The sequence below is a fragment of the Psychrobacter sp. genome (assembly GCF_030457785.1).
In the GTDB taxonomy this organism is placed as follows: domain Bacteria; phylum Pseudomonadota; class Gammaproteobacteria; order Pseudomonadales; family Moraxellaceae; genus Psychrobacter.
Map to the genome: position 1 here is coordinate 1 of NZ_JAKDUI010000182.1, position 5,489 is coordinate 5,489.

General features: G+C 43.8%; 4 protein-coding genes. 1 reads left to right on the forward strand and 3 read right to left on the reverse strand.

Going from position 1 to position 5,489, the window contains the following annotated elements:
* Nucleotides 1-4: 4 nt before the first annotated feature.
* The 3 genes from L0J61_RS08810 to L0J61_RS08820 form a co-directional block, all read right to left on the reverse strand.
* Nucleotides 5-655, reverse strand: a complete 651-nt coding sequence (locus L0J61_RS08810; protein ID WP_301466075.1) for a hypothetical protein — start codon at nt 653-655, stop codon at nt 5-7.
* A 180-nt stretch (nt 656-835) separates the two neighbouring features.
* On the reverse strand, nt 836-1,900 hold the full coding sequence (murI, locus tag L0J61_RS08815) for a glutamate racemase (protein ID WP_301466076.1): 1,065 nt from the start codon (nt 1,898-1,900) through the stop codon (nt 836-838).
* A gap of 139 nt (nt 1,901-2,039) precedes the next feature.
* Nucleotides 2,040-2,768, reverse strand: coding sequence for a DUF1285 domain-containing protein (locus tag L0J61_RS08820; RefSeq protein WP_301466077.1), 729 nt, complete (start codon nt 2,766-2,768; stop codon nt 2,040-2,042).
* 534 nt (nt 2,769-3,302) lie between these two features.
* On the opposite strand from L0J61_RS08820, the gene L0J61_RS08825 reads away from it, so the two are divergent.
* A complete protein-coding gene (locus L0J61_RS08825; protein WP_301466078.1) occupies nt 3,303-4,940 on the forward strand; it encodes an electron transfer flavoprotein-ubiquinone oxidoreductase in 1,638 nt (545 codons plus the stop codon).
* Nucleotides 4,941-5,489: the final 549 nt, after the last annotated feature.

Here is a 5,489-nt window from a genome sequence, read left to right on the forward strand (position 1 = left end):
GCATTCATCCCACTACCTTAGAGGTAGGGGATTTCTGCGGTAAAATGTTAAATTTTTGCATCAATGCGATGGGTTTACTGGCCTTTCCAATCTTGACATGAGTGTTGCTTCTGGAGTTGTGTTTGAAGTCGACGTTAATCAGTTTTTGGTCTACTGTTTTGTTGCTAAGCTCACTCTCCTGGCTACTTGCTTTCACCCAGCCACGTATGACCTCACGATTAGCAACAGTATTGTGGTGCGCTTGACCCAATAGTTTTTCGATATCATTTGCCGTATCGTAATAATATATCTGATTATCTTGTTTGGTCACAAAGCCAATAAATTCTTTTAGCTCTCTGCTGATGTTGCTATTTGGACAATGGTTTTTGATCAAAATTACTAAAGGTTTAGTTTTGGCTTTGGCGTTAAGATAACTCAAATGCATTTGGCTAACGCCTGTTCTTTGCACTGTGCCGTAGCTATCGCCAATAACCATCAATGCGTAGTTGCAAGAATCTATGCAGCGTCGGCCATACAACGATGCCTTTGGCAGTTGACTCGACACATCATAAGTTAAAAATGCACTCGTCTGAAAAAATATCGCTAGGTTGTCCAATACCAGTAGCTGGTCATTGTCAGCGCATATAACGTGAATATGATAGCGATAGTTTGGCACGAACACCTCTAAACTTTGGTGATTTCATAAATAGATATTGAATAGGATGCGTTAACACGACTATTCTCGGTGGCACAAACTATCGTAAACCTACAAAGATATATTTCTTTATTTTAATCATATGATGTTAATGAGAATTTGGTAGGTAGTACGGTATAAATAAAATAGTGACCCGACCAGCTAAGGTAACATCGGCAATATTCCTTGAGTATGATGGTGCAGGACTGTCTCTTTACCAAGCAACCGTCTTATCAAATCACCCAGTTTACTATCATATCTGGTTGCATAGAAAATTAAGGGATTTCGAGCACTGCTACTGATAGTCCTTCCTTTAAAACTCGAATCGTCAATAGCTTCTGGAGATTCATTATAGCCATCATCGCCAGCGACTGCAAAAAGTTGTTTGGCAAACAGCAGCTGTTTGACGCGCTCAGCGATTGCTTGACCAGAGTCGATGACTTGGATGGATAATTCCTGTCGTGCGATCTCGTCTAATAAAAACGCCTTGAAAAATGGATAGTGCGTACACCCTAGCACCAGCTGATCAACCCCAACATCAGAAAATACTGCAAGCTGAAGACGTAACCGTTGAGCCGTTTCATCCTGCTCTGGCATACCAGCTTCTACCCATGGAACCAGTTGTGGGTCGAAATACTTGACGACTTCCACATTGCTGGGGCGCGCGAAGTTGTCAATGACGTTGCTTAGCAAAGTACCATTCAAGGTTGCTTTGGTCGCCAATACAGCCACATGGCCACTGTTACTGGCCAACACTGCTGGTTTCAAAGCCGGCACTAGACCCACAATAGGCAATTGCGGATAGTAGCGTCTCGCCATCTCCAACGCATAGGCTGAAGCACTATTGCACGCGATGACTATTAGCTTACAACCTTGTTGGTACAGCCATGCTACTGCTGAGAGCGTTAAAGTTTCAATATCTTCACTCTCACGATTGCCGTAGGGTACATTTAATGTGTCCGCGTAGTAGATATAACGCTCAGATGGCAGCTGCTGTGCTAAGTGCAGATAAACTGATAAGCCTCCAACGCCAGAATCAAACAAGCCTATTGGCGCGTTACGATCTTTATGACTGGTAATCCTACTAACGACAGCATCATCGTTAATAGAATCATTGCTAGCAGCATGATTGGTTGCCGTAGCGTTGACAGACTTTGTATCAAACACCTTGTTTTTACACACCTTGTTTCTACATACCTCTGTCATGTCATTTGTGGTGGTATCCATCACTGTACTGCCGCTTTTATACACATATTGTTTTCTTTATAACGCTCAATGTTTATACAATTTTTTATACTACTTATTTTATTGCGTCGACTGCTATTGATAGAGCGCCTCTTGCTATCGGGATAGTTGAAGGCGCACCCTAATTGGTTGGCATCGATAGCGGATAGTACTGGCCACCACTTTGCAACGTGAGTATCGTTTCACCATCTTTTTCTGTCAATTCGCCAATTTCAGCCAAATGATAAAAAGTATTGCGGCCGATAAGTGCCATCAATCCATTCCTAACTAGGATATAAGGACGCACTTGTGATTGGTCTACTTCTTTCAAGTCATTTTTGGTATTGGCAGATATCCCATCGTCAGCGGTGTGATTACTTTCTTTAGGATTATACGCCTTTAATATCACTCTGTGCGCATCGTCTAAACGTACGACATCGCCAGTGGTCGTCGTAAATTCCAACCAACGGTTACCTTCTTCCTCAACAATACCCACATCGTTTACCAATAGCGGGGCATCTTCGACTTGGATACGAATTTTTTGCATTGGCGTCTTCAAGAAATACTCAGTGACGCCGTTACTTTCTTCTTTCCATAAGATAGTCGCAAACAGACTCACCAATGACTCTCTGGTCATCTTTCCACCTTCATGCCACCATTCTCCGTTCGCCTTAATCACAAAATCCATATCAGCGACATGCTCTGGATGCCACTTTTCTAGTGGTGGTATGGCGCGACCCTCGCGCGCGCCCGCTTCCGACTTTAGATACTGGCTTAGCGCATCAATATCATTTAGGTTGGACGCCCTACCGTTGGACGCTTTCACGCTTTTTTTCTGATTCGTATCGACTTCGTTTTTGTCGTCATTCATCATATAATCCTTTACCCAATATCCAAAGTTTGGTAAACCTATTATTACTATAAATGTTAGTTTCAAGGACGATGCCCTTAGATCTTCCTCGTATATCCGTTACCTTGATAATACCTTAACACCGATACTCAGAAATGCGTATCGTGTTTGTAGTACTTTTATTTTATAATGAGTAACGTTTTTTTATTTAAATGGTCCAGTGGGTATTATATCGATGACACATCAGCACATTTGGTTTGTCATCGACATTTTTAAGTAAACTGCTCTCAACAGCAACATGGTTTATTGATGTTGGAAAGACAGTTTTTATCGGGCAGCCATATATCGAGTGACGTTAGCGCCACAAGTCTATCATTCAATTGTTCAGCTAATGATGCCCCGAGATAAGCCACCATAAGTTTAGGAGTAGGTATGCAAGAGCAAGACGATCAAAAGCCAGCCATCAATACTGATACCGCAGCGACAGACGCGGTAGAACTAGAGACAGCAGAGCAAAACACACAAGCTGCAGAGCCTGAAATAGAGCGTGAGTCCATGGAGTTTGATGTCATCATCGTCGGCGGTGGACCTTCAGGTCTATCAGCTGCCATACGCCTACGCCAACTCGCTATCGAAGCTGGTAATGATGAATTCATGGTGTGCGTGGTTGAAAAAGGCTCTGAGTTCGGTGCTCATACCTTGTCTGGAGCTGTCATCGAGACACGCGCCATAGACGAGTTGATACCCGACTGGAAAGAAAAAGGTGCACCACTTAATGTCCCTGCGACCGAAGATCGCTTCTACTATCTAAACTCAGCCACTCGCTCGACCAAAGTGATGGATTCCCTCATCCCAGCTCCCATGCACAATCAAGGAAACTATATCGTCTCGCTGGGTAATGTGGTTCGCTGGTTGGCAGTACAAGCAGAAGAGCTCGAAGTCATGATGTTCCCAGGTTTCCCTGCTGATGACATCTTGTACAACGACGATGGTTCGGTTCGTGGTATTTTGACTGGCGATATGGGCGTAGCTGCCAATGGCGAAGCCAAGCCTAGCTTTGAACCCGGTTATGAGCTGCTCGCCAAATACACTATTTTTGCCGAAGGTAGCCGAGGGCATTTGGGTAAACGCCTGATCAGCCGTTTCAGCTTAGACAAGGATTCTGATCCTCAGCATTACGGTATTGGTCTAAAAGAACTGTGGGAAGTTGCGCCTGAAAAGCATGAGCAAGGTGTCGTCATGCACGGTCTGGGCTGGCCCTTGACCGAAACCGGATCAACTGGAGGCTGGTGGTTGTACTTCGACGAAAACAACCAAGTGAGCTTTGGTCTCGTCGCTGACTTGTCCTACCATAATCCGTATATGTCACCATTTGACGAAATGCAGCGCCTAAAAACGCACCCTGTCATCAAACAAGTATTAGAAGGTGGTAAACGCATCTCTTACGGTGCACGCGCTCTAACGAAAGGTGGCTTAAACTCATTACCAAAATTCACCTTCCCAGGTGGTGTGCTGGTCGGTGATGATGCTGGTTTCTTAAACCCTGCTAAAATCAAAGGCACGCATACTTCCATGAAGTCTGGCATGCTCGCTGCCGAAGCGATTTATGAAGCAGTGAAAGCTGATCGTCAACACGACGAAGTGGTTGTCTATACCACCATGTACAAGGAATCTTGGCTGTATCAAGACAACTATGAATCACGTAACTTCTCGCCTGCGATTCATCGTATGGGTCTGTTCATGGGTGGTGCGTTTACCTTTATCGAGCACAACTTATTACAAGGTAAAATGCCTATTACCTTACATGACAACACCCCTGACTACGATCAGCTAGAGCGTGCAAACCATGCTTATCAGCCCACCTATCTAAAGCCTGATGGTAAACTAACTTTTGATAAGCTGTCATCAGTATTCATCTCTAATACCAACCATGCTGAGGATCAACCAACACATCTGAAACTAACGGATGAAACCGTACCCGTTTCTATCAATCTACCTCTATATGCTGAACCTGCGCGTTTATATTGCCCAGCTGGCGTTTATGAAGTAGTAAAAGATGAGGAAGGGGCCAAATTTGTCATTAACGCACAGAATTGCGTGCACTGTAAAACCTGCGATATCAAAGACCCTGCACAAAACATCACCTGGGTAACACCTGAAGGCGGTGGTGGTCCTAACTATCCAAATATGTAAGTGCGACAATTAATGTCGTGTTTGCTGTGTACGCCTCGTCATACGGGGCTTTCCAAGAAAAGTTATTTACAGGACAATCTGGAATTGGACGTTTTTCAAGGTAAGCCAAATGTGGTTAATTAGCCATGTTTTTACTGTACACGCCTCGATAAAAGGGGCTTTCCAAACTAGGTTTTTTGAAAGAAAAACCTATCTATGGACGTAACTAAGCGGTGTTTCCCAATATCGTTTAGTTGCACTTATTGGTGATTTAACTCAATCACCAATAGGTGAACACGTTAGATCAAATTGTAGGTGGCGAAGTTCTTAGTGCCATCTTGTTTGTTACTCCAGTTATTACGATGCTGGTCATCAGCACACATAAGGAAGAGTAAGCCTGTGCGTATTAATAATCGATACAAGTAGGCGCTGTTAATAGATGCCAAGTCTGATGGATGCTTCATAGAGGAGTGGAAGTTAGATGACCGTATTTATTATGGCTCAAGCAAAAAAGCCGGTGTAATGGACATTTTTCATGCTGGCGTATGGTCTAACGCTATATACTGTCTA